Source organism: Moraxella nasicaprae, assembly GCF_025643275.1.
GTDB classification, from domain to species: domain Bacteria; phylum Pseudomonadota; class Gammaproteobacteria; order Pseudomonadales; family Moraxellaceae; genus Moraxella; species Moraxella nasicaprae.
On record NZ_CP089977.1, the window covers coordinates 39,461 to 59,469 of the forward strand.

26 protein-coding genes are annotated in these 20,009 nt (G+C 40.6%); 9 read left to right on the forward strand and 17 right to left on the reverse strand.

What is annotated here, in order from left to right; translation table 11 throughout:
* Positions 1 to 71: 71 nt before the first annotated feature.
* The 13 genes from yghU to leuC all read right to left on the reverse strand — a co-directional run bounded on the left by yghU (position 72) and on the right by leuC (position 9,767).
* A complete protein-coding gene (yghU, locus tag LU297_RS00185; RefSeq protein ID WP_263076415.1) occupies positions 72 to 878 on the reverse strand; it encodes a glutathione-dependent disulfide-bond oxidoreductase in 807 nt (268 codons plus the stop codon).
* A gap of 109 nt (positions 879 to 987) precedes the next feature.
* Positions 988 to 1,389, reverse strand: coding sequence for an ExbD/TolR family protein (locus LU297_RS00190; protein ID WP_263076416.1), 402 nt, complete (start codon positions 1,387 to 1,389; stop codon positions 988 to 990).
* Between the two features lie 22 nt (positions 1,390 to 1,411).
* On the reverse strand, positions 1,412 to 1,966 hold the full coding sequence (locus LU297_RS00195; protein WP_263076417.1) for a MotA/TolQ/ExbB proton channel family protein: 555 nt from the start codon (positions 1,964 to 1,966) through the stop codon (positions 1,412 to 1,414).
* A 24-nt stretch (positions 1,967 to 1,990) separates the two neighbouring features.
* The gene (locus LU297_RS00200; RefSeq protein ID WP_263076418.1) at positions 1,991 to 3,196 is read right to left on the reverse strand and encodes an energy transducer TonB; all 1,206 of its coding nucleotides are present in this window, start codon (positions 3,194 to 3,196) and stop codon (positions 1,991 to 1,993) included.
* Positions 3,197 to 3,389: 193 nt separating this feature from the next.
* Positions 3,390 to 4,457 carry a 3-isopropylmalate dehydrogenase gene (leuB, locus tag LU297_RS00205; protein ID WP_263076419.1) on the reverse strand — a complete coding sequence of 356 codons (1,068 nt, stop codon included), beginning with the start codon at positions 4,455 to 4,457 and terminating at the stop codon, positions 3,390 to 3,392.
* A 24-nt stretch (positions 4,458 to 4,481) separates the two neighbouring features.
* Complete coding sequence (locus LU297_RS00210; RefSeq protein ID WP_263076420.1) at positions 4,482 to 4,985, reverse strand: DUF8426 domain-containing protein; 504 nt, start codon at positions 4,983 to 4,985, stop codon at positions 4,482 to 4,484.
* A gap of 33 nt (positions 4,986 to 5,018) precedes the next feature.
* The gene (gene leuD / locus LU297_RS00215; protein WP_263076421.1) at positions 5,019 to 5,669 is read right to left on the reverse strand and encodes a 3-isopropylmalate dehydratase small subunit; all 651 of its coding nucleotides are present in this window, start codon (positions 5,667 to 5,669) and stop codon (positions 5,019 to 5,021) included.
* A gap of 26 nt (positions 5,670 to 5,695) precedes the next feature.
* A complete protein-coding gene (locus LU297_RS00220) occupies positions 5,696 to 6,085 on the reverse strand; it encodes a type II toxin-antitoxin system VapC family toxin (protein WP_263076422.1) in 390 nt (129 codons plus the stop codon).
* Positions 6,069 to 6,230 (reverse strand): hypothetical protein, encoded by a 162-nt coding sequence (locus tag LU297_RS00225; RefSeq protein ID WP_263076423.1) that lies wholly within the window; start codon positions 6,228 to 6,230, stop codon positions 6,069 to 6,071. Before LU297_RS00225 ends, LU297_RS00220 begins: the two co-directional genes overlap by 17 nt.
* 76 nt (positions 6,231 to 6,306) lie before the next feature.
* Positions 6,307 to 6,840, reverse strand: coding sequence for a YbhB/YbcL family Raf kinase inhibitor-like protein (locus LU297_RS00230; protein WP_263076424.1), 534 nt, complete (start codon positions 6,838 to 6,840; stop codon positions 6,307 to 6,309).
* 330 nt (positions 6,841 to 7,170) lie between these two features.
* Positions 7,171 to 7,485, reverse strand: a complete 315-nt coding sequence (locus LU297_RS00235) for a hypothetical protein (protein WP_263076425.1) — start codon at positions 7,483 to 7,485, stop codon at positions 7,171 to 7,173.
* Between the two features lie 128 nt (positions 7,486 to 7,613).
* Positions 7,614 to 8,276, reverse strand: a complete 663-nt coding sequence (locus tag LU297_RS00240; RefSeq protein WP_263076426.1) for a DUF4272 domain-containing protein — start codon at positions 8,274 to 8,276, stop codon at positions 7,614 to 7,616.
* A 69-nt stretch (positions 8,277 to 8,345) separates the two neighbouring features.
* On the reverse strand, positions 8,346 to 9,767 hold the full coding sequence (leuC, locus tag LU297_RS00245; protein ID WP_263076427.1) for a 3-isopropylmalate dehydratase large subunit: 1,422 nt from the start codon (positions 9,765 to 9,767) through the stop codon (positions 8,346 to 8,348).
* A 227-nt stretch (positions 9,768 to 9,994) separates the two neighbouring features.
* Between leuC and LU297_RS00250 the strand changes: the two genes are divergently transcribed.
* Both LU297_RS00250 and LU297_RS00255 read left to right on the forward strand, forming a co-directional pair.
* Positions 9,995 to 10,297: a hypothetical protein gene (locus tag LU297_RS00250; protein ID WP_263076428.1), complete on the forward strand. Its 303-nt coding sequence runs from the start codon at positions 9,995 to 9,997 to the stop codon at positions 10,295 to 10,297.
* 141 nt (positions 10,298 to 10,438) lie between these two features.
* Entirely contained in the window at positions 10,439 to 11,314 is an 876-nt protein-coding gene (locus LU297_RS00255) for a LysR family transcriptional regulator (RefSeq protein ID WP_263076429.1), read from the forward strand.
* Between the two features lie 156 nt (positions 11,315 to 11,470).
* Here LU297_RS00255 and LU297_RS00260 read toward each other — a convergent pair whose 3' ends face one another.
* Genes LU297_RS00260 through LU297_RS00275 form a run of 4 tightly spaced genes read right to left on the reverse strand, consistent with a single transcriptional unit; the run spans position 11,471 to position 13,863 of the window.
* Entirely contained in the window at positions 11,471 to 11,884 is a 414-nt protein-coding gene (locus tag LU297_RS00260; RefSeq protein ID WP_263076430.1) for a hypothetical protein, read from the reverse strand.
* Complete coding sequence (locus LU297_RS00265; RefSeq protein ID WP_263076431.1) at positions 11,884 to 12,669, reverse strand: tetratricopeptide repeat protein; 786 nt, start codon at positions 12,667 to 12,669, stop codon at positions 11,884 to 11,886. Before LU297_RS00265 ends, LU297_RS00260 begins: the two co-directional genes overlap by 1 nt.
* Before the next feature lie 20 nt (positions 12,670 to 12,689).
* Positions 12,690 to 12,998: a hypothetical protein gene (locus tag LU297_RS00270; protein WP_263076432.1), complete on the reverse strand. Its 309-nt coding sequence runs from the start codon at positions 12,996 to 12,998 to the stop codon at positions 12,690 to 12,692.
* Positions 12,970 to 13,863, reverse strand: a complete 894-nt coding sequence (locus tag LU297_RS00275; RefSeq protein ID WP_263076433.1) for a hypothetical protein — start codon at positions 13,861 to 13,863, stop codon at positions 12,970 to 12,972. Before LU297_RS00275 ends, LU297_RS00270 begins: the two co-directional genes overlap by 29 nt.
* 238 nt (positions 13,864 to 14,101) lie before the next feature.
* On the opposite strand from LU297_RS00275, the gene LU297_RS00280 reads away from it, so the two are divergent.
* The 7 genes from LU297_RS00280 to scpB all read left to right on the forward strand — a co-directional run bounded on the left by LU297_RS00280 (position 14,102) and on the right by scpB (position 19,968).
* Positions 14,102 to 14,725, forward strand: a complete 624-nt coding sequence (locus LU297_RS00280; protein WP_263076434.1) for an anthranilate synthase component II — start codon at positions 14,102 to 14,104, stop codon at positions 14,723 to 14,725.
* 14 nt (positions 14,726 to 14,739) lie between these two features.
* Positions 14,740 to 15,828, forward strand: a complete 1,089-nt coding sequence (trpD, locus tag LU297_RS00285; RefSeq protein WP_263077399.1) for an anthranilate phosphoribosyltransferase — start codon at positions 14,740 to 14,742, stop codon at positions 15,826 to 15,828.
* Between the two features lie 11 nt (positions 15,829 to 15,839).
* The gene (trpC, locus tag LU297_RS00290; protein WP_263077400.1) at positions 15,840 to 16,667 is read left to right on the forward strand and encodes an indole-3-glycerol phosphate synthase TrpC; all 828 of its coding nucleotides are present in this window, start codon (positions 15,840 to 15,842) and stop codon (positions 16,665 to 16,667) included.
* A gap of 16 nt (positions 16,668 to 16,683) precedes the next feature.
* Positions 16,684 to 17,742 carry a tryptophan--tRNA ligase gene (trpS, locus tag LU297_RS00295; protein WP_263077401.1) on the forward strand — a complete coding sequence of 353 codons (1,059 nt, stop codon included), beginning with the start codon at positions 16,684 to 16,686 and terminating at the stop codon, positions 17,740 to 17,742.
* A 64-nt stretch (positions 17,743 to 17,806) separates the two neighbouring features.
* Entirely contained in the window at positions 17,807 to 18,484 is a 678-nt protein-coding gene (gene tenA, locus LU297_RS00300; protein ID WP_263076435.1) for a thiaminase II, read from the forward strand.
* The gene (locus LU297_RS00305; protein ID WP_263076436.1) at positions 18,481 to 19,389 is read left to right on the forward strand and encodes a segregation and condensation protein A; all 909 of its coding nucleotides are present in this window, start codon (positions 18,481 to 18,483) and stop codon (positions 19,387 to 19,389) included. The genes tenA and LU297_RS00305 overlap by 4 nt, the downstream gene beginning before the upstream one ends.
* A gap of 9 nt (positions 19,390 to 19,398) precedes the next feature.
* Positions 19,399 to 19,968, forward strand: coding sequence for an SMC-Scp complex subunit ScpB (gene scpB / locus LU297_RS00310; protein ID WP_263076437.1), 570 nt, complete (start codon positions 19,399 to 19,401; stop codon positions 19,966 to 19,968).
* Positions 19,969 to 20,009: the final 41 nt, after the last annotated feature.

The window sequence follows — 20,009 nt, forward strand, 5'->3', positions numbered from 1 at the left end:
AATAGAAATATTATAACAAAAGATAAACAAAAAGCCAAAACAAAGATGAATCTGCTTGGCTTTTTAGTGATTTATTCAATCGCTTGTAGTGCCAACTGCTCGGCTGACTGCACCGCAGGACGCTTGGCAATGGTTTTTGCCCAGCGAATCAGGTGTGTGTATTCATGAGCGGATAAAAATTCATAGGCATTATAATGCTCGCTCACATATAATTGACCCAAACACAGTCTGCCATACCAAGGATAAATCGCCATATCTGCCACAGTATAATCATCGCCAACCATATATTGATGGGTTGCCAAATGTTGATTAAGTACATCAAGTTGGCGTTTGGCTTCCATGGCATAGCGGTTGATTGGGTATTCTTGGGCAAAAGGAGCATAGGCATAAAAATGCCCAAAGCCACCACCTAAAAATGGTGCAGACCCCATTTGCCACATCAACCAAGATAAAGTCTGAGCATTTTTTATGGTGTCTGTTGGTAAAAATTCGCCATATTTTTGGGCAAGATACAACAAAATCGCCCCGCTTTCAAATAATTTAACGGGGGTGTCGCCAGAATAATCCACCAAAGCAGGGATTTTTGAGTTTGGGTTAATATCCACAAAATCCGAGCCAAATTGCTGACCTGACATGATGTCAATCTTATAAGCATCGTAGCCAGAGATTTTGCCTAATTTTTTAATTTCTTCTAAAATAATATTAACTTTAATGCCGTTGGGAGTGTTGAGGCTGTACAATTGATAATCAAATTCGCCTTTGGGTAAGGATTGTATGTGCGTTGCTCCTGAGGTTGGGCGATTTGTACCGCCAAATTTACCACCATTTTGGTTTTTGACGGTCTCATAATCCCAGATTTTAGGTACTGTATAGCTCATTGATTGCTCCAAAAAATATTTTGGTTAAAGTAGCACATCATCATTTAAGTTACAAGTCTTGACATACAAAAAAATCCTGCTTTATTTGACAGGATTTTTTTGTATTGCATCATTCGCTAACAAAGGCGATTTTATTTAGACCTACGCCACTGGCTGTGGCAAGCACTTGGGCAACCATGTCATATTTGCCCTCTTTGTCTGCTCGTAGATTGATTTGTGGATTTTTGCCAGCCAATACCTGATCGCCAAATCGTTTATTTAATTCATCTAAACTGATGGCCTCTTTGTCCCAATAAATTTGACTTTGGGCATCGATGCTGATTTGTACCACTTCTGGCGGTGTATCATTGATGCTGGCAGAAGTTTTTGGCAAATCCAGTGGCACGCTTGGATTAAGCACCGTCGCTGTTACCAAAAAGATAATCATCAATACCAGCATAATATCAATCAATGGAATAAGATTCATCTCATTCATGCCTTGATTGTCGCCATCACCTAATTCAAATGCCATAATCTTCTCTCTTATCCTGTGCTTATAGTGCTGTACGAGCCAAAATTTGATGGGCGGTATCAGTCGCAATATGCAAGGCACGCTTATTGATGCGAGTGGAAATATTATAAAAAATGACCGCAGGAATTGCCACTGCCAGACCAAGACCTGTCATAATCAAGGCTTCACCCACAGGACCTGCAACCTGAGCCAAACCTGCCTGACCTGTTGCACCAATGCTATGCAAAGCATGAAAGATACCCCAAACCGTACCAAATAGTCCAATAAATGGGGCAATGGACGCTGTTGTACCAAGGATTGGCAATCCTTTTTCAAGCTCAAAACGATGGCGGGCAATTTGTTGCAATAGTCGTTGCTCGGTTGCCATCTTTTTTTGATTAAATTCAAGCCCAGCCAGTTCAGGCTCAATGCTTTTCATCGCTTGATTTAGCTGCTCATCAATCGTGCCAGCCATTTGCTTGGATTGCACCAAACGCACAATACCAACCACCCATGACACCAATGACAATGCCAATAAGATAAAAAATAAGGTCTTACTCACCGCATCAGTATGCGACCAATAAAATGCAAAATCCATAATAACCTCTAATTTAATCAAATACTATCTTAACTGAATATCAATAATATATGCACCCCTACCCCCTTTACTATTGCCATTTAGGACATTTGGGTGTAGTTGTGCTTGTCGAATTCGTCTGCGAATCTCTCTTTCTAGGTCTTTATCCGAACGAATATGAACGCCTTTGATATCGGTGATTTTACCCTGTGCATCAAAGGTCAAATGAACATTTAGCTTAATGGCTTCTACGCTATCGGAGGTTAGCCCTGAGAAGTTTGGTGCTCGTTTCCAGCTGGCTGCTGATAATGTACCCAAATCAACAGATTTGCCTGATGATGAGCCATTTTCACTGCCATTATCCTTGCCCTTATCGCCAGCATCACCTTTGCCTTTACCGCCATCGCCCTTGCCACGACCTTGTGCTTGCTGTTGAGCGGCAGCTTCGGCAGCTTTACGAGCAGCTTCGGCTTTTTGGGCTTCGGCAGCTTTGCGGGCATTTTCGGCATCAAGACGCTCTTTTTCTTTACGAGCATTTTCCGCCTGTTCTCTTGCCAGACGCTCTTTTTCCTCTTGTTCTTGGCGAGCCTTTTCTTTGGCAAGGCGTTCTTGCTCTTGACGCTCTTTTTCAAGCTGTTCTTGCTGTTGGCGAGCCAGAGTTTCTTGTTGCAAACGCTCAGCATTCTCTCGGGCAATACGCTCCTGTTCTTTGCGTTCTTGCTCTTCTCTTTCTTTAAGGATTTTTTGTTGATGCTCCCACAAAGCCTGCTGTCTTTGCTGTTCTAAAATCTCTTCATGATTAATGATTGGCTCTGGATCTTGTGCTGGCGGCTCTTCAACAGGTTTTGCCTCTTCTGGCTCATTGATGGGCGTCGGTTCGGCAATGGGCGGTGGTTCGGCAACAGGCTCATTGACAGTTGTGGGTGTAGGCTCAGGCTCAGCCGTCTGCTCAATCACTTCTGGTTTAGCCTCTTGTTCTGATGCTTTCGCCCCCTCGCTTGGTGCAGGCATGACTGCCTTGGTTGGCTCAATATGGGGCTTGGGTGGCTCAGGAGATTCTAGATTATTTAAAATAACCTTTTCAGGCTTGGGTGGTTCAGGCTTAATGAACTCAATTTCCAAAGGTGGTATAAACTTGGTCGGTGTGATTGGCTTCATGCTCATATGAACCAAACCCACACCTGCCAATCCATGCAAAACCATCGCAATGGCAACCGCCAACCCTTTGACTTTCTTAGAAGAATCCAGCACGAAATTACCTACCAATGACTGTCTGTCAAACCAAACAATAATTTATCAAATAAAAACGATAATAATTATCAATGGCATATTATGCTGTATTTTTTACAAAATTACAATAGTATTACAATAAATTTTCGTTATTTTTAGCTAATGACAAAAAATAAACCGCCATCGTACTGGCGGTTTACGGTAGATAAATCGATTACAGTTTGGCGATGACCGCATCGCCCATCTGACTACAACTCACAAGCGTTGTGCCATCTTCATAAATGTCCGCTGTACGCAGTCCATCTGCCAGCACCTTTTGTACCGCCTGCTCCACCTGCACCGCACGGGTTTCGTCATTTAAGCTATAACGAAGTAACATTGCCAAAGACAAAATGGTCGCCAAAGGATTTGCCTTGTCCTGCCCTGCAATGTCAGGAGCTGAGCCGTGCGAAGGTTCGTACAAGCCCTTGCCATTCTCATCTAGGCTTGCCGATGGGAGCATTCCGATAGAGCCTGTCAGCATTGAGGCTTGGTCGGAGAGAATATCGCCAAAGATATTGCCCGTTGCCACCACATCAAATTGCTTGGGGTTTTTAACCAGTTGCATTGCCGCATTATCCACATACATATGGGAGAGCTCAACCTCAGGATAGTCTTTACCCACTTCTGTAAAAATCTCTTTCCAAAGTTCGGTCGTTTCTAACACATTGGCTTTATCCACACTGCACAATTTTTTATTTCGTTTTTGTGCCGACTCAAAGGACACTTTGGCAATACGGCGAATCTCACTCTCGCTATATCGCATTGTATTAAAGCCCTCACGCTCGCCTTTATCGTTGGTAATAATCCCACGAGGCTCGCCAAAATAAATATCGCCTGTCAACTCTCGCACAATCAAAATATCAAGCCCTGATACCACTTCTGGTTTTAAAGTGGACGCATTGGCAAGTTCTTTATACAAAATCGCAGGGCGTAAATTAGCAAATAAATTTAAATCTTTACGAATTGCCAACAGTCCCCGTTCTGGGCGTAAGGGGCGGTCTAAATTGTCATATTGTGGCGAACCCACCGCCCCAAGTAGCACCGCATCGGCTTTTCGTACAATCTCTTGGGTTTGGGCTGGATATGGCACGCCATAAGCGTCATAGGCTTCTCCGCCTAATTTGGCGTATTCATAAGAGACCTCTAAGCCTTGTTCAATGAGTTTATCCAAAACCTTAACTGCTTGGGCGACAATTTCAGGTCCGATACCATCGCCATTTAGAATTGCAATGTGTTTCATAAAGATTTCCTTTTTAAAATACCATCAATAAACTGAATTTGGATTGTGTGATTTTTCCCATTTTATCATTTCTTGAATGAGTTGCATTGACTGTGTGTCATCGCTTTTTAATGGCGAAATTGTATTTGTCATCGTAATGGATTGATAATTCTTTTTATTTGTTTCAAAGTCAGAATAATAAATAATATTATCCTTATCAATTTGTCTAAAATGACGAAACCAAATTCCTAATTCAGGAACAACTTGGCGAATATAATTATAATCGCTCGTTACCTTCACAACCGCAATTGGATTATGATGAGAAACAATTAAAACAATATCGCCAATTTTCATATCCCTTGCAAAAGGCAAATAGCTTTTTTGATAACCTAATTTATCATCATCTTGCAATATTAACAAATCACCAGCATTACTCTCTTTTTTAAAATCCAAACCAATAAAACCTTTGGCAATACTAGTGTTGGCATAGAAACTTGAAAATGTACTATCGTCTGGGTGTAATTGCATACGCCAATATTGAATACTCATAAAAAAATCCTTATAAAAAAACCAATTAAAAAATTAAGCCGTTAATTCCTTAAACACCCACGGTCTCTCCGCACGGGCTTTTTCTTCAAAGGCTTTAATATCATCACTATTTTGTAAAGTCAAACCAATATCATCTAAACCATTTAATAGGCAATGCTTACGAAATGCGTCCACTTCAAAATGATATTCTTTGCCAGATGGCGAAATCACTTTTTGATTTTGTAAATCAACGGTTAATTGATAGCCGACATTGTCAAAACATTCTTTAAAAAGCTCATCAACTTCACTCTCTGAAAGAATAACAGGGAGCATTCCGTTTTTAAAACAGTTATTATAAAAAATATCGGCAAAACTTGGGGCAATCACAGTGCGAAAGCCATATTCATTTAATGCCCAAGGAGCGTGTTCACGGCTAGAACCACAGCCAAAATTAGTACGAGCAAGGAGAATCGTTGCCCCTTGATAGCGGTCTTGATTTAACACAAAATCAGGGTTTTTTGGGCGTTTTGAAATGTCTTGCCCCAAATAGCCTTCGTCCAAATAACGCAGTTCATCAAACAAATTATCGCCAAAGCCTGTGCGTTTAATAGATTTTAAAAACTGCTTAGGGATAATCAAATCGGTATCCACATTGGCACGGTCTAGGGGGGCAACAATGCCGATTTCGGTGGTGTATTGTTTCATAAAAGTACCTTTTAAGTTTAAATCACTTACCAAACACAATTTTTATAATGCTCGGTTAATTTTTCATCTTTGCTAATTAAAACGCCATTATCTAGCATTGCGTGAGCAATAATCAAACGGTCAAATGCATCACGAGTAAAATCACAAGTTAATGCCATATTAACAACATCAAGCCAGTTCTTATGGCAAATCTTTAAATCAATTTCTTCTTGCAAAGCATTGATAATTTGTTCTGCTGTATCAGTTATCCTTTTCTTTTCATATAGATATTGTAATTCGAGCTTGACCATAGGAGAAATAAAAAGATTATTGTTTTCTAAAATATCTAAGGCATTTTTGGAAAACTTTTTTAATTGTCCTGTATATAGCCAAACGACCGTGTGAGTATCCAGATAAATATCAGCTTGAGAAATCAAGATTTAACTCCTTTTCCCAGCTGATATTAACCAAGTCATCAGAATTGCCAATCACCACATTTGGGCGAGATTTTAATCGTGATAACTTAGGGTATTTTGAATAGTCATCGGCAATTGATTGATTGATTTTTTCAACCAATGCCATTTTATCAGCATTGTCCAAATGCTGTATCATTTGATAATATTGTTCCACCACTCCAATAGGCATTATTACCTCCATTTTACCAGTTATAATAAGCCGTCAAACTTGCCGTTGCCAATACCTTACCATTTAAATTAAATCCCAAAACCGCAGGGCTAATGGTATTTGGTAAGTCCAGCATTTCATTTAGGGCGTATAGGGTAAAAATATAGCGGTGTGGTTTATCGCCTTTGGGCGGAAAGGCTCCAATAAAGCCGTCAAGGGAAGCGTCATTTTTTAATTCCAAAATGCCATTACCAAACTCATTAGATTTGCCCTTTGGCAAGCTTGTCCAATCTGCTGGAATATTAAAGACATTCCAATGCCAAAAGCCTGAGCCTGTTGGAGCGTCTGGGTCGTACATTGTCAGCACAAAACTTTTGGTGTCGCTTGGGGCGTTTTTCCATTGTAGCTCTGGACTGATATTATTGCCCGTATAGCCCCAAATATTGGCGACATAGTCATTGGATAGGGTGTCACCCTCGTGAATATCAGCACAAAACAATACCATATCGCCTTGGCTTTGAGCAGGGTTACGCACATCAAGATAAGTATTTAAAGATAAATCGTTCATATCTATTTCCTTAATATTAAAAGTTTGATTTAAGCAGTTTAATACATAGGTTTGGCATTCATCAAGCGATTTAAAATAAATCCGCTCGCCAATCAATCCAAGCCCATCAAAGCGATAACTTTCATCAATAAAAAATGTTTCGCTGGCTATCCAATCTTTTTGACTGGCAAAAGTAGGATTGATATCACAAGTATCTAATCGCCAAACGCTTGCAAAATAGCCTTTTTATGAATGCTTAAAAATCTCAATTTTAAATAACCACATTTCGCCATTATCGGTTTCTATGGGGTCAGTAATCAAAGTTTTAATCAGCTCACAAAAGCCAATCAATTATTTGTACTCCGTACATTCAATGTCTTTTTCTTCACAAAACATTGCATTAAATTTACCCTGACATTGTTTTTGCACATCTAATTTGGCTTTACCACGGCTGACATTTTCACTGGTAAATGTTGTGGTAAAGGCTTTTAATTTGCATTGATGAATGGGAGCGGTTGGGTCAGCTTTATTCACTGTGCGATTATCAATAATGACCGCAGGGGCAGGATTGATGACCACAGGGACGGCTTTGCCAGTGCTGTCCACAGGGGCAACACAAGCACTTAATAGAGCAAACATTGGTAAGGTTAAAAGTAGTCTTTGCATAAAAGCTCCACAATATCAAACAAAACCATATTATAACTATGGATTTCTACTTAATTTTGGATAATACTTATTTTTTTGTAAAGTTATATTGCCTATCATTGAGCTAATTTCATAATCTATGCAAAATATTAAGTATTTAAATCAGGATAATCCCAATCTGCATCAACTCTAAACAACCAATCCAATCCTGCACGGCGTTCCATAACGACACTACCATCTAAATTAACTTCCTTGCCATTAATACGAGCGTCCACACACGCCCAATGATAACGATAAATTAAATCAGCTTGGTCTAGAATTTCCTCCAAAGAACGCATTTTTACTTTTGACAAAAATTCATCAATATTTGCATTATTAGAAACCAGCCCAATAGCAAAATCGCATTCATCGTGAGTCATTGGCTCATTTGGGAATTTTAACTCATCAATTAAACCCAATGCCCATAATAATGCCCAACACGCTTCATATTTCCAAGTCATATTAAGCAAATCTTGTTCATCGCCTTTTTGCTCAAAGATAATCAACTCTTTTTCGGTTAAATTATCAATTTGAAATTGCTTTAATAGTTTTTGATAAAAAATAACAACTTCTACATCATAGTCATCATTTCTTTGGTCAAAACTTGCTTGAATGCACAGCATGCAGGCGATTAAGCGTTTTGTGATTTCCAATGGTGTTTTTAATTCAGCTTCGCTTTCATCTTCTATGACTGGCAACCAATCAATATGGGCAATACCTTCATTTTTTAGTTTTTCAATAGAAAGCTGTTTGCGTTGCCCTGCGGTTTTCATAAAAACACCTTTGCTTTAATTTAAAATAAGACAACCCATCATACCACAGATTGCCTTATCTTTCACGCCTTACGCCACCGTCCGCACATCCACAAAATGCCCGTGAATTGCCGCCGCCGCCGCCATTGCAGGACTGACAAGGTGCGTACGACCGCCATTACCTTGACGACCTTCAAAGTTACGGTTAGACGTACTGGCACAATGTTCACCTGCTTGCAGTTTATCGGCATTCATCGCAAGGCACATAGAACACCCTGGTTCACGCCATTCAAAACCTGCATCAATAAAGATTTTATCCAAACCTTCACTTTCAGCTTGTTTTTTGACCTGCCCTGAGCCTGCCACCACCATTGCTTGTTTAATGGTTGGGGCGACTTTTTTGCCCTCAACAATTTTGGCGACTTCTCGCAAATCTTCAATGCGAGAATTGGTACAAGAACCGATAAACACACGGTCAAGCGTAATATCAGATAAAGATTGTCCAGCCGTTAACCCCATATATTGATAGGCACGCGTCCAGTCTTTTCGCTGAACATCATCTTTGGCATCATCAAGGGTAGGTACATTGGCAGAGACTGGAATCACCATCTCAGGTGAAGTTCCCCACGAAATTTGTGGTTCAATCTCATCACCATTTAACACGACCACCGCATCAAAATGAGCATCATCGTCCGATTTTAAGGTATTCCAATAGGCAACGGCTTTGTCCCAATTTTCGCCAGTTGGGGCATAGGGGCGACCTTTGACATAAGAAATGGTTTTGTCGTCCACTGCCACAAGTCCAACCCTTGCACCGCCCTCAATCGCCATATTACACACCGTCATACGCCCTTCAATTGACATATCACGGAACACCTGTCCACCAAATTCAATCGCATAGCCCGTTCCGCCTGCTGTGCCAATTTTGCCAATGATTGCCAAAATGACATCTTTTGGGGTAACACCTTTGCCCAGTTTACCGTCCACTCGTACCAGCATATTTTTCATTTTCTTTTGTACAAGGCACTGAGTAGCTAAAACATGCTCAACCTCACTAGTACCAATACCATGTGCCAAACAGCCCAAAGCACCGTGCGTTGCAGTATGACTGTCGCCACACACCACCGTCATTCCCGGTAAGGTTAAGCCTTGTTCAGGACCAACAACATGAACAATACCCTGACGGTCATCATTAATACCAAACTGCACCACATTAAAAGTTTTACAGTTATCATCAAGGGTTTTGACTTGAATACGAGAAGTATCATCTTCAATGCCAGAAATCCCTTGTGAGCGTTCAATGGGTGAAGTTGGCACATTATGGTCTGGGGTGGCAATGTTGGCGGACAAACGCCAAGGCGTACGCCCAGCCAATTGTAAACCTTCAAAGGCTTGTGGACTGGTTACTTCGTGCAACAATTGACGGTCAATATAAATCAAAGACGAACCATCATCTCGTTGTTTGACCAAATGGTCGTCCCAAAGTTTGTCATATAAAGTTTTACCTGTCATTTTTATACTCCAAATTATTCAATGGCTGGGTTGTCGCCGTGCTATCAATGAATTTGGCATATTATAGCAAAAATACATCCATAATCATATTTTATTATTGTTATTATTCGGTTTACTTTTTGGAATATTATAAAACTTGGTGCAACTTTAATGATAAAATTTATTGCGACAATGCAACTTATATGTTACATTGAGTAAATCAATTCACGGCAAACAGGGTTTTAAGTATGCTTATTTATCAAATATCGTTGGCAATTTTTGTTCTGATTGGTATTTTGGGCTTTGTTGTGATTCGCAGTAACCCAACTTGGGTAGAGCGTGCAGTCACTCAAATCACATTGCTTGGTTTTTTGGCACAGATTGCGGTGAATTGGTTATTCTTGGGCAGCGGTATGGTTTATAATCCTTTTGCCGAAGCCGCACTGGGCAGAACCTCCATTACCTTTTTGGTGTTTTGTTTGGTCAGTATTTTTTGTTATGCCAGTTTGTTGATGATTTTTTATAAAGCACATGAATTTTATCACGAATAATGATGATCTCCCCAAAGTCATACACTTTGGGGATTTTTTTTATAAAAAATTTCTTATTACCAGCAATCTATCATTGAAAAACTTTTTGGAATATATTAAGCTATAAGCACCAAATGATTTTATGGATAAAAGATCACACTCATGAACACGACCAACTTGGTAACTTTTGTTGCCGTGATGCAAACAGGCAGTATTTCAGGTGCTGCTGAAAAACTCTATATCACCCAACCTGCTGTCAGTAAACGCATCAAAAATCTTGAAGATGAATTTGGGGCAACTTTATTTGATACCGTTGGTCGTAGCATCATTCCCACGGCTGCTGCTCATGAGCTTTTGCCTTTTGTGCGACGATGGCTCGATGATTATGAAACTTGCAAGGCAAATTTACAGCATTCCAAAGAAGTCGCATCAGGGCGATTGGTCATTGGCACCAGCCATCATATCGGCTTGCACCATCTTGCTCCTGTATTAAAACGCTTTATCCAAATGCACCCTGCTGTATCATTGGAGGTGCGTTTTGTGGATTCCGAAGAGGCTCATAAGGCGGTGCTTGAAGGCGAAATTTCATTGGCGTTTTTAACTCTGCCACCAACCTACGACCGAAGATTAAACTATCATACACTATGGTCTGACCCGCTATATTTTGTGACAGGAACGCTGAGTCCGCTCGCCCAAAAAACCAATGTCAGCTTATTGCAGCTGGCTCATCACCCTGCGATTTTGCCAGCAGCAAATACCTTTACCAGTCAGATTACTTTGGCAGAATTTGCCAAGCATAATCTACGCCCATACGCCACGATGAGCACCAATCCTTTGGAATCAATTCGCATGCTAGTATCAGTCGGCTTGGGCTGGTCGGTCTTGCCAGAAACACTCATCAATCAAGATTTGGTCAAAATCGATATGGCAGAACAAATCGAACTACAACGACATTTGGGCGTGGTTACCAATCCAAATTTGACCCATTCTGCCAGCATGAAAGCCTTGCTTGCCATTTTATCCATTGATGTGGATTAGGCAGGCTTGCCATCTTGAACAACAACATTGCCGTTTTCGTCAAGTTTTAATTTCATACGATTTTCTCACTAATGAATGCTTTCCAGCATGGGTTACGCCTTTGTTTTCCAACAATTAGGCAATAAAAAACCCTTTCGAATTCGAAAGGGTTTGGGGTTAAACTTTAAAGTTATCTAATAAATTGGGTATGCTTTCATAATATTTTTTAGCTATTTTAACATCATAATCGCTTATATTTTTCTCTAATTCATAATCAGATTGACATCGCCTACTATGAAAGTCTTTAAACTGCAAAGCTAATTTTTGAAAATTTTTATTATTGGTTTGTTCTGCATAATCCACCAATACTAAATATAGCTGATTATGAACACCTGTCTTAAAAACGCCATCGCTATTTTTACCAATAGCGTACTGTGGCAAATTTTGCTCAATGTATTGTTTGACAATATGAAAAATCACATAATAACTTCTACTAATAAAAGCTCGTTTATCTGATTCACCAGAGCTACTATCAAGCAACGCAAATAAGCCATCAAGGGACAACTTTAAATCCTGAATATCAACAGCCATTATTGCAATCCCTTTGGCATAAATCTTATGACAATTTTTTGACAGTCATTGAAATCAAATTTATCCAACATCACATCTAAAAAATCATCATTTAACTGCAAACATTCATCAATGCTAACATTGTTTAGATAAAAGCAATATTCAAGCTGCTTGCCCATCTCGGTTTCAATCATAGAAAGCCTATGACTAATATTACCACAATAGCGAGAATATATAAAGCAAAAGACCTCTTGATTGAATTTGATAAATAAGTCTAAATCAAAGTTTAGTTCATTTAACATTACATGATGATGATTGATACGAGTTACGCTCTTTGCAAATGATTGGCTTAAATCATTGAAATGATGCTCACTACCTTTAAATTTGGCGAGAATATCATTCAAACCATCTGCATCAAGCAAGCACATTTTATTTGTTTCAATCAAATCAAAAGCAGAAATATCTGCTGGATTATGGGCAATTAGCCCTTCTACAATCTTTAGGCTTTCGCTAAAATCGCCATTTTTATTTAACAAAAGTGCATAATTATATATTGCGATTTCATCTGATGATTGCGATGCATATTTAGCATTTTTGACTGCATTTTTCAAATCGCCTTGCAAAATATTGACAAAGGCTCTTAATAGATAACCCTCTGTAACAATGCCTTGCTTAATTAGGCTGTCTGCATCGTTAAGCCATCTTTTATATTTTAAGCCGTATGTAATATCATCCGTCAAGCCTTGATAGCTGGATAAAAATTTGTACGCATCTTGAGCGGTGGATTGTGGGATTTTTGCAACCATTTTCGTTACTCTGCATCATGTCAAATAAAGCGTCTATCTGTTTGCATTTTTTGCTTAACTTCATCTTGATAAGGCTGTAATAAATCATTGTCTGCCCGAAGTAAAACATAAACTTGCATAAAAACATCATCAGGCAAATCACTAAAATCTATCGTATTATGGTCATAATACAATGTATGATAGTCATCAAGCCAAAATAATTCTGCCGCCATTGTTTTTTCAAACAAGATTTTCAAACGATTAAACAGCTCCTTACCAGCCTGATTATCAAGGCTGACAGTTAGGCTTTTGTCAAAATCTTTACTTTGATAAATTATCAGTAAAGTCATCGTTTTTATCCGTAATTAACAGAATTTTTTGCTGTTTATGTTTGGGCAATAATAACACATAATCAATAATTTTTACAAACAACTCTTTATCCATTTTACGCAAATCCATTGGTACAATATCTGATTTTAGCAAATGCTCATCAATGGTTTTTGTTAGCTCGTCCCAAAAACCGTCAATTTTGGCTTGTTTTTTAGGATTTTTCATTGAAATGCGTTTTAATGCCATATCTGCCATATATTTTGCTTGAACTTCATCAATAGCAAACATTAAATCCATTGTTTGCCATTCTTTTACAGGCAAATCATTGTCTTTTTTAGCAAAGTCTGGCGGATTGCCTGTTGGATTTTGTTTATGGTAACGGTCATCATAACGCACCAAGTAAATGCCAAAATACTGCTGTAAAAGGTCGGCAAGTTCTGCCTCGGCAGGTCTTGGCTGCTTTGGCTTTTCGCCTTGCTTGGTTGGTTCAACTTGCAAGCGTTTGACTTCACTGACTCGTGGTTTTAAGTTGCCAACATTAATTGTTTGATAGCTCGGCTTTTTAAACACCTCCCCAAACACCACAGGCTCTAACTTTGCCATCTCATTTAGGGTTAGGGGTTCAAAGTTTTTATCCAGTTGTAGGGCTTTAAACTTTGCCTGTGTGATTTTGCCACTTCTAAACAGTTCAGCTCGTTTTACCCCCAACGCCATATTTTGTGTATGTTCATCTTGTAGGGCTAACCATTCATAGTAGGTCATGTTCTCAACCTGACCGTGTTGGCTGGCTCGGTACTTAGGCGGTGTGTAGTCTTTGGTGATGATTTCTACCGTGCTACGACAATTGAAATGATATGGAGGGTAACTTGCCTTATCAATGGGCATAAATTGACCGTCTAGGTGTCTGATAAGCAGGCTTGTGCAACATTGACAGATGGCATAAACATGGTAAAATACCAAAATCCAAGCAGTTTTGGTGGCATTGCTTGTTTTTGTGCCATGAAAGTCGCTTAAAACATCAATAAAAAAATATGCTCATCTCACATATGTTTTTCATTGAAATGGCTTAACCATTAAGAAGCAATCAAAAAAACTTTAATATAATCAAAAGGATATAGACAAAATGATTTTGGTTATCGACAATTATTGTAGTTTTACTTATAACATTGTTCAGTATTTTGGAGAACTTAAACAAGACATCACGGTTTGGAGAAACAACGAAACCACCCTTGATGAGATTATCGCTCTCAATCCAAAAGCCATTATATTAGGGCCTGGTCCATGTAGCCCAAGCGAGGCTGGTGTCACTTTGGAAATTTTACACAAACTTTCTGACCGCATTCCGATTTTGGGTGTTTGCTTAGGGCATCAAGCGATTGGGCAAGCATTTGGCGGTGATGTGGTGCGTGCTGGCGAAGTGATGCATGGCAGATTGTCCAAAATGCATCATACTGATGTGGGGATTTTTCACGGATTACCACAGGGTTTTGAGGCGACTCGCTATCATTCGCTTGTGATTGATAAAAACACCCTGCCAGACTGCTTGGAAATGACCGCTTGGACACAAAATCCTGATGGTAGCATTCAAGAAATCATGGGTGTACGCCACAAAACCTTGATGGTGGAAGGCGTTCAATTCCACCCAGAATCTATTTTAAGCGAACATGGCTATCGTCTATTTAATAACTTTTTGGAGCGTGCAGGTCTGCTTGTCTTAGACCATCACAACCTACCGCAAGTTGCCTAACGACCAATGCAAGGATAAGCAAGATGTACACAGCCGATGACATAATGAAGTTTAGTGATGACAAGATTGCATCAATTCTAACCAATGCTTTGCATAAACTGCTGTCAAACACTGATTTAAATACTGATGAAATGACAGCGGTAATGCTGATTATCATGCAAGGTCGTTGTCCTGACGCATTGATGGGAGCAATATTGGTTGCTTTGCGTCAAAAAGGGGAATCCATTGATGAGATTGCCGCTTGTGCCAAGACCATGATTGAGCTTGCCGACACCATCAACATCAATGATGATAAAGCGGTCGATATTGTAGGAACAGGCGGCGATGGGCAAAATTTGTTTAATATCTCAACGGCGGCGGCATTCGTGACAGCAGCAGCTGGCGTGACCATCGCCAAACATGGTAATCGTGGTGTCTCTACCAGCTCTGGCTCATCAGATGTACTATCGATGGCAGGCGTAAAACTTGATATTGACATCAATCACACCCGTGATGGCATCAATGAACTTGGTGTGGGATTTTTGTTCGCTCCCAACCACCACCCAGCGATGCGTCATGCTGTGGGCGTGCGTCGTCAGCTCAAAGTGCGTACCATTTTTAATGTCTTAGGTCCTTTGACCAATCCTGCTTTGGTTAAGCGAGCGGTGATTGGGGTATTTGATGCCTCGCTGTGTGAGCCATTGGCACAAGTGCTGGCAAATCTAGGCTACCAACACGCTTTGGTGGTGCATTCATCAGATGGATTGGACGAATACAGCATTGCAGGCGGCACTCAGGTTGCTGAACTAAAAGATGGTCAAATCAGCACCTATCATACCACTCCTACCGATGTTGGCATACAGATACAGTCTTTGCAGGGCTTACAAGTACCATCATCTAAGGCAAGCCTTGACATCATTCAAGCCGCCCTTGCAGGCGATAGTGACGACCCAATCATCACAAAAGCCCAAGCCATCATTGCCATCAATGCAGGGGCTGCCATTTATGTTTCAGGTCAAGCAGACAGTCATCAGGCAGGTGTTGCAAAAGCATTTGAAGTCCTAGCAAGCGGTCAAGCCCTAGATAAATTACAAGCATTCGCCAAATTCACCCAACAATTTTAATTCATTGGTTCATCATGACAAATACCCCTAGTATCCTAAAAAAAATCGTTGCTACCAAACATGAAGAGGTTGCCATTGCCAAGCAACATCACACCATTGATGAGCTACTGGCTGTCGCCAAGACTCGCACCATGCGTGGATTTGCTAATGCTTTGCGTGCAGTCAAGGTGGCTGATGGCAAGATTGGCGTGATTGCTGAAATCAAACAAGCCTCTCCATCAAAAGGCGTGATTTGTCAAAATTTTGACCCCGTCGTTGCTGCCCAAGGTTATCAAAAAGCAGGAGCAAGTTGCCTATCCGTTTTAACCGATCAAATGTATTTTTTGGGGCATGATGATTATTTGATTGCAGCAAGACAAGCCTGCACCCTGCCCGTGCTACGCAAAGATTTTATGGTTGATGAATACCAGATTGTCCAATCAGCCGCCATTGGTGCAGATTGCATTCTGCTCATCATGGCGTGTCTTGATGACGATACAGTTGCCAAGTTGCACCACACTGCCATCACGCTAGGGCTAGATGTATTGATTGAAATCCACACCCAAGAAGAGTTGGACAGAGCGTTGCAACTGCCTCGTTCATCGCACAATATTTATGGCATCAATAATCGCAATCTTAATACCTTTGAGGTGGATTTGGCACACAGCATTCGCCTATCGCAACATCTTTTTGAAGTGCTAGGAGATGATGCGTTGGTGGTCAGCGAAAGCGGTCTTAATGACGCTAATGACATTCATTTGATGCAAAACAATGGCATTCATCATTTTTTGATTGGCGAACAATTCATGAAAACCGATGATGCTGGCAACGCCCTGCACACCCTATTGACAACGATTTAGAAATTATTAAGGAAATATCATGACCGATAAACAAAGAATCTTGACAGGCATTACCACGACAGGCATTCCACATTTGGGTAATTATGTTGGTTCCATTCGTCCTGCCATTGCCTCTGCCAAAGAGGCTTTTGCCAAGGGCGATGGTGATGCGTTTTTCTTTTTGGCAGATTATCATGGCATCATCAAATGCTTTGACCCTGACGAAATCCATCGCTCCACTCGTGCCATTGCTGCCACTTGGATTGCTTGTGGTCTTGATCCAAACGAGGTCACTTTTTATCGCCAATCGGACATTCCTGAGATTCCAGAACTTGCTTGGGTCTTAAACTGCTCTTGTGCCAAAGGCTTGATGAACCGAGCTCACGCTTATAAGGCGGCGGTCGATCAGAACCTTGCCAAAGAAGATACTGACCCTGATTTTGGCATCAGCATGGGATTGTTCGGTTATCCTGTCCTGATGGCTGCTGATATTTTGATGTTTAACGCCACGCATGTGCCTGTGGGCAAAGACCAAATCCAGCACATTGAGATGGCCAGAGACATTGCAGGGACTTTTAATTTTAAGTACAAACCATTGTTTGTTGAACCCACTGCTGTTGTGGACGAAAACACTCCGCTATTAACAGGGCTAGACGGTCGTAAAATGAGCAAATCTTATGGGAATACCATTCCGCTATTTGGCGATGGCAATCCACAGATTGACCCAGAAAAAGCCCTCAAAAAAGCCATCATGCAAATCGTCACCAATTCTCAATTACCCGAAGAACCAAAAAATCCTGACGACTGCAATATCTTTGAAATCTATAAAGCCTTCGCCACCCAAGATGAAATCAATGCACTTGCTGAACAATATCGTCAAGGCATTGGTTGGGGTGATGCCAAAGAGATTTTATTTGAAAAGATTAACAGCGAAATCGCTCCTTATCGTGCCAGATATTTGGAATTGATGAACAACCCCAAAGAGCTGGAAGAAATCTTACAAATGGGTGCGGTTAAAGCTCGTCGCCACGCCCAAAAGCAACTAGACAAAACCCGTCGTGCCATCGGTATTAAGCCATTGGCAAAATTAAAATGATGTTGATTGGCTGATTTCTTAAATCAGCCAATCAACCTCTATGGAACATGAAAAGGATAGCATGATGACATTTAGCCAAGAAGTATGGCAAAATAATTTAGCTCTTTATGAAGCTACTTTAAATTTGCCTTTTAATCAGCAATTAGCCAATGGCACATTGGACAAAGAGGCATTTTGTCATTATGTTATCCAAGATGCTCATTATTTATTAGCCTATGGCAAAGCATTAGCGATTTGTTCGGCAAAAGCCTATGATAGTGATGCAGTCATCTTTTTTGCCAAAGCTACCGAAACCGCCATTGTGGTTGAGCGATTATTGCACAATGGCTTTATGCAAGAATTTGGCATTAGCAAGCAAGATTTTGAAAATACTCCATTAACTCTTGCTTGCCATCATTATACCAGTTATCTACAAGCAACTGCTTGGAGCGAAAGTTATCCTGTGGTATTGGCAAGTTTATTGCCCTGCTATTGGATTTATGCTCAGGTTGGCAAAGACATTTTTGACAAATCAGTTCCCAACAATCCTTATCAAGCGTGGATTGATACTTATGCAGGCGAAGAATTTCAGCAAGCCGTTGCCCAAGTATTAACCATCATTGACAAAGTTGCTGATACTTGCGATGAATTGACTTTGCAAAAAATGCACGAAGCCTATACCACAAGTGCTAAATTAGAATGGCTATTTTGGGACAGTGCTTTTGAAAAAAGACAGTGGCTTGGATTGGATAAATTAACATGATGATTTTGATGAAGTCGGTGTGCTTAATCACGCTCACTTCATCATCAATATTTGAAAAAGGTTCAATTTTGCAACAACTTTCTGTTCGTCTGTATGACACCCCCATTCAATCCTTGCCCGATGATTTGTATATCCCGCCACAAGCCTTTGCGATTTGGTTGGAGCAGTTTGCAGGACCTCTGGATTTTTTATTATATTTGGTCAAAAAGAATAATTTTGATTTGACCGAAACCGCCATTTTACCAATCACAGAACAATACCTAAACTACATCAACGAGCTGGACGAAACTTATTTTGAGCTGGCTGGCGATTATTTGTTGATGGCAAGCACGCTCATCGCCATCAAAAGCGAATTATTGCTACCAAAACCCATCTTGTCCGATGATGAAATGAGTCCAAAAGCAAGACTGATTCAGCGTCTTGAAGAATATGCCCAAATCAAATCGGCAGCACAGCGTATTGACCAACTTTTGCGACTAGAAAGAGATGTGTTTTTGGCATTCACCAGTCTGCCCAGCCCTGAGGCAATGCAGCGAGAGTTGCCCAATTATCCTGTGCAAATCCTCGTCAATAGCCTCGTCAATATGCACATCAGACCCCTCAATCCGACACACACTGTTAAGATTGACACCGTGCAATTACCAGAACGCATTGCCAGCATTACTCGCATTATCAGCGAAAAAGGTTTGGCAAATTTTAGTGAATTGATTGAACCTACTCAGGGCAGACTTGGTATCGTGGTTAGTTTTGTGGCGGTGCTAGAATTGATGAAGCGAGGTTTGATTGGTTTTGGCGATGAGCCTGAATTTGAAGAATTAGATGGTCAAGCTGGCAAACATCATGCCAAAGAGCTTAGCCATCTAGGACACCCCATCACACAACAGAGCCTACATTGGCTACACTAAGGCTTGACGATGAACAATCACGAACAATTTTTGGCAAATCATGGCAAAATTCAGACATTCAGTCGCTATATTGAGGTCTTATTGCATGCCAGCGAAAGTCCTTTGACCGACCATGACCTAAAAAAGCACCTGATGATGAATGATGCTGAGCTCAAAGAGGCTTTACTGGCTTTGGAAAGTAGGCTTAGTGATGGTGTTTTGGCATTAAATAAGACTGCCAGCGGTTATCGCTTGCAAATCAAAGACAGTTTTAGCGGCTTAATCCAGCAAGTCTTTCCAAATCGTCTGGAAAATCTTAGCCAAGCCCTGCTTGAAACCCTCAGCGTCATCGCCTATAAACAGCCCGTCACTCGTACCGACATTGAGCAAGTGCGTGGCGTGACGGTATCCAGTCATATTCTAAGACAACTGTTTGATAAAGGCTGGATTGTCGAAAAAGGTCATAAAGAGACTTTGGGTCGCCCTGCCTTACTGCACACCACAGACGCATTTTTGGACGCATTTGGGCTAAGCAGTCTTGATGAGTTGCCACCATTGCCTGACCTTGAACGACTTAGCACCACCCAAACCACCGCTTAGATTAAAATTACCTTGTGTAAAATAGCTAAACTTGCTAAACT

What these genes read in the sequence shown, in the direction of transcription:
- yghU (WP_263076415.1), bottom strand. Translation starts at nt 878, where the DNA reads ATGAGCTATACAGTACCTAAAATCTGGGATTATGAGACCGTCAAAAAC.
- LU297_RS00190 (WP_263076416.1), bottom strand. Translation starts at nt 1,389, where the DNA reads ATGGCATTTGAATTAGGTGATGGCGACAATCAAGGCATGAATGAGATG.
- LU297_RS00195 (WP_263076417.1), bottom strand. Translation starts at nt 1,966, where the DNA reads ATGGATTTTGCATTTTATTGGTCGCATACTGATGCGGTGAGTAAGACC.
- leuB (WP_263076419.1), bottom strand. Translation starts at nt 4,457, where the DNA reads ATGAAACACATTGCAATTCTAAATGGCGATGGTATCGGACCTGAAATT.
- LU297_RS00210 (WP_263076420.1), bottom strand. Translation starts at nt 4,985, where the DNA reads ATGAGTATTCAATATTGGCGTATGCAATTACACCCAGACGATAGTACA.
- leuD (WP_263076421.1), bottom strand. Translation starts at nt 5,669, where the DNA reads ATGAAACAATACACCACCGAAATCGGCATTGTTGCCCCCCTAGACCGT.
- LU297_RS00225 (WP_263076423.1), bottom strand. Translation starts at nt 6,230, where the DNA reads ATGGCATTGGTTGAAAAAATCAATCAATCAATTGCCGATGACTATTCA.
- LU297_RS00230 (WP_263076424.1), bottom strand. Translation starts at nt 6,840, where the DNA reads ATGAACGATTTATCTTTAAATACTTATCTTGATGTGCGTAACCCTGCT.
- LU297_RS00235 (WP_263076425.1), bottom strand. Translation starts at nt 7,485, where the DNA reads ATGCAAAGACTACTTTTAACCTTACCAATGTTTGCTCTATTAAGTGCT.
- LU297_RS00240 (WP_263076426.1), bottom strand. Translation starts at nt 8,276, where the DNA reads ATGAAAACCGCAGGGCAACGCAAACAGCTTTCTATTGAAAAACTAAAA.
- leuC (WP_263076427.1), bottom strand. Translation starts at nt 9,767, where the DNA reads ATGACAGGTAAAACTTTATATGACAAACTTTGGGACGACCATTTGGTC.
- LU297_RS00250 (WP_263076428.1), top strand. Translation starts at nt 9,995, where the DNA reads ATGCTTATTTATCAAATATCGTTGGCAATTTTTGTTCTGATTGGTATT.
- LU297_RS00255 (WP_263076429.1), top strand. Translation starts at nt 10,439, where the DNA reads ATGAACACGACCAACTTGGTAACTTTTGTTGCCGTGATGCAAACAGGC.
- LU297_RS00260 (WP_263076430.1), bottom strand. Translation starts at nt 11,884, where the DNA reads ATGGCTGTTGATATTCAGGATTTAAAGTTGTCCCTTGATGGCTTATTT.
- LU297_RS00265 (WP_263076431.1), bottom strand. Translation starts at nt 12,669, where the DNA reads ATGGTTGCAAAAATCCCACAATCCACCGCTCAAGATGCGTACAAATTT.
- LU297_RS00270 (WP_263076432.1), bottom strand. Translation starts at nt 12,998, where the DNA reads ATGACTTTACTGATAATTTATCAAAGTAAAGATTTTGACAAAAGCCTA.
- LU297_RS00275 (WP_263076433.1), bottom strand. Translation starts at nt 13,863, where the DNA reads ATGCCCATTGATAAGGCAAGTTACCCTCCATATCATTTCAATTGTCGT.
- LU297_RS00280 (WP_263076434.1), top strand. Translation starts at nt 14,102, where the DNA reads ATGATTTTGGTTATCGACAATTATTGTAGTTTTACTTATAACATTGTT.
- tenA (WP_263076435.1), top strand. Translation starts at nt 17,807, where the DNA reads ATGACATTTAGCCAAGAAGTATGGCAAAATAATTTAGCTCTTTATGAA.
- LU297_RS00305 (WP_263076436.1), top strand. Translation starts at nt 18,481, where the DNA reads ATGATGATTTTGATGAAGTCGGTGTGCTTAATCACGCTCACTTCATCA.
- scpB (WP_263076437.1), top strand. Translation starts at nt 19,399, where the DNA reads ATGAACAATCACGAACAATTTTTGGCAAATCATGGCAAAATTCAGACA.